Here is a 1701-nt window from a genome sequence, read left to right on the forward strand (position 1 = left end):
GCAACGAAGACGTCATCTTCGCCGTCACGAACCTCGCTGTTTTCATCTTCGTCATGACCGGTCTCGTTTACGAGACCCAGAAGTTTCGCAACGACGATATCCGGAATTATGCCGATGCCCTCTATTTCACCGTCACGGCGCTGACGACGACCGGCTTTGGCGACATTACCCTGAAGGGTACGTTCGGTCGCCTGATCACCGTCGTGATCATGATTTTCGGCGTTACCCTGTTCTTCAATCTCGCCCGCGCGCTGCTCAGTCCCCACAAGGTGCGGTTTCCATGCCCGACCTGCGGGCTCCAGAGGCACGATGCCGACGCGGTGCATTGCAAGGCCTGCGGCACCGTCCTCAATATTCCCGATGAAGGGGCGATCTGAAGAGCCCTCGGCGCGGCGATTTGGACGCCGTCGATGGTGACGTCATGCCGGTGTTTTGCCCGACGGATCAACCATGATTTCGGGTTACCCGTAAGTCATTGAGGGCACAAGGGGTCGGCTACTGTGCATGGGGTTGTTTTTCAAGTTTTTGTCGCGCGGCGGCTGGTGAGCATCACCGTAGCACCACCCAGGCCGGCGCGTGGTCGCTGGCGCCGTCCTCGCCTCGGATGTTCTTGTCGACGCCGGCCTTGGCCAGGCGCGGTGCGAGAGCAGGGCTGAGCAGGAGATGGTCGAGCCGCAGGCCTGCATCGCGCGGCCAGCGGTTCCGCTTGTAGTCCCAGAACGTGTAGATGCGCTTTTGCGGGTGCAGCTCGCGGATCGCGTCACACCAGCCCTGCTTGACCAGCGCGGCGTAGGCGGCGCGGCTCCTGGGCTGGACCAGCGCATCCTTGTCCCATGACCGCGTCGGATAGATGTCGATCTCGGTTGGCGCGACATTGTAGTCGCCGGCGAGCACCACCGGCAGGTCCTGCTTGATGAAGGTTTTGGCGTGGCGCCTCAGCCGCGCGAACCAGTCGAGCTTGTAGTCGAATTTGGGTCCCGGTTGCGGATTGCCGTTGGGAAGATAGATGCTGGTGACGATGATGCCGCGCACGGCAGCCTCGATGTAGCGGGCTTCGAGATCGCCGGGCTTTCCCGGCAGGCGGTCGCGGGTGAGAATGGGATCAGCGCCGCGGGCGAGGATGGCGACGCCGTTCCACGTCCTTTGTCCACACCACACCGCGCCGTAGCCGGCCTTTTCGATCGCGGCTGCCGGAAATTCGCCATCACTTGCCTTCAACTCCTGAAGCGCGACGACATCGGGCTTCGCCACGCGCATCCATGCCAACAGATTGGGCAGGCGGCGGTTGACGTTGTTGATGTTGAACGTCGCGATCTTCATGTAGAGCTACCGGCTCCTGCCGTCCGTCACCGGAGATACAATGTCCAAGTCCAGCTTTGTTGCCATCGCGCTCGCCCTCGCGTTCTCCGGAGGCGCATCGGCACAATCGTCCGATCAGCGCGGCGCTTGCAAGGCGGACTACGACAAGTTCTGCGCCGGCCTCGCGCCGGGCGGCGGCATCGTCGCATGCCTCAATGCCAAACGCGACCAGCTCAGCGCGACCTGCAAGGCGGCGCTCGACAGCCGGAAGAAGAAGTAGGTGCAGCTGGCTTAACGCGACAGCGGCGGCTCGGTCGGCGGTGGAGAGGGAGGAGGTGCGGCCGCCTGCGCCGGCTCCGGCCTTGCCAGCGGCTCCTCCACATTGCCGCCCTTGTAGAGGCG

At 63.3% G+C, this 1701-nt stretch carries 3 protein-coding genes; 2 read left to right on the forward strand and 1 reads right to left on the reverse strand.

Features of this window, described 5'->3' with window-relative positions; translation table 11 throughout:
- Positions 1-377, forward strand: a 377-nt coding sequence (locus JHD07_RS32065; protein WP_291629429.1) for a potassium channel family protein, incomplete at its 5' end; no start/stop codon positions are given.
- Between the two features lie 172 nt (positions 378-549).
- On the opposite strand, the gene JHD07_RS32070 is transcribed toward JHD07_RS32065, so the two are convergent.
- On the reverse strand, positions 550-1320 hold the full coding sequence (locus JHD07_RS32070; RefSeq protein ID WP_291629431.1) for an exodeoxyribonuclease III: 771 nt from the start codon (positions 1318-1320) through the stop codon (positions 550-552).
- A 40-nt stretch (positions 1321-1360) separates the two neighbouring features.
- Here JHD07_RS32070 and JHD07_RS32075 point away from each other — a divergent pair, with 40 nt between their 5' ends.
- Complete coding sequence (locus JHD07_RS32075) at positions 1361-1579, forward strand: hypothetical protein (RefSeq protein ID WP_291629433.1); 219 nt, start codon at positions 1361-1363, stop codon at positions 1577-1579.
- The last annotated feature ends 122 nt before the right edge of the window (positions 1580-1701 follow it).

It is taken from the genome of Bradyrhizobium sp., assembly GCF_016462955.1.
Lineage (GTDB): Bacteria > Pseudomonadota > Alphaproteobacteria > Rhizobiales > Xanthobacteraceae > Bradyrhizobium.

Coding starts and splice junctions, on each gene's coding strand:
- JHD07_RS32075 (WP_291629433.1), top strand. CDS start 1,361: ATGTCCAAGTCCAGCTTTGTTGCCATCGCGCTCGCCCTCGCGTTCTCC.
- JHD07_RS32070 (WP_291629431.1), bottom strand. CDS start 1,320: ATGAAGATCGCGACGTTCAACATCAACAACGTCAACCGCCGCCTGCCC.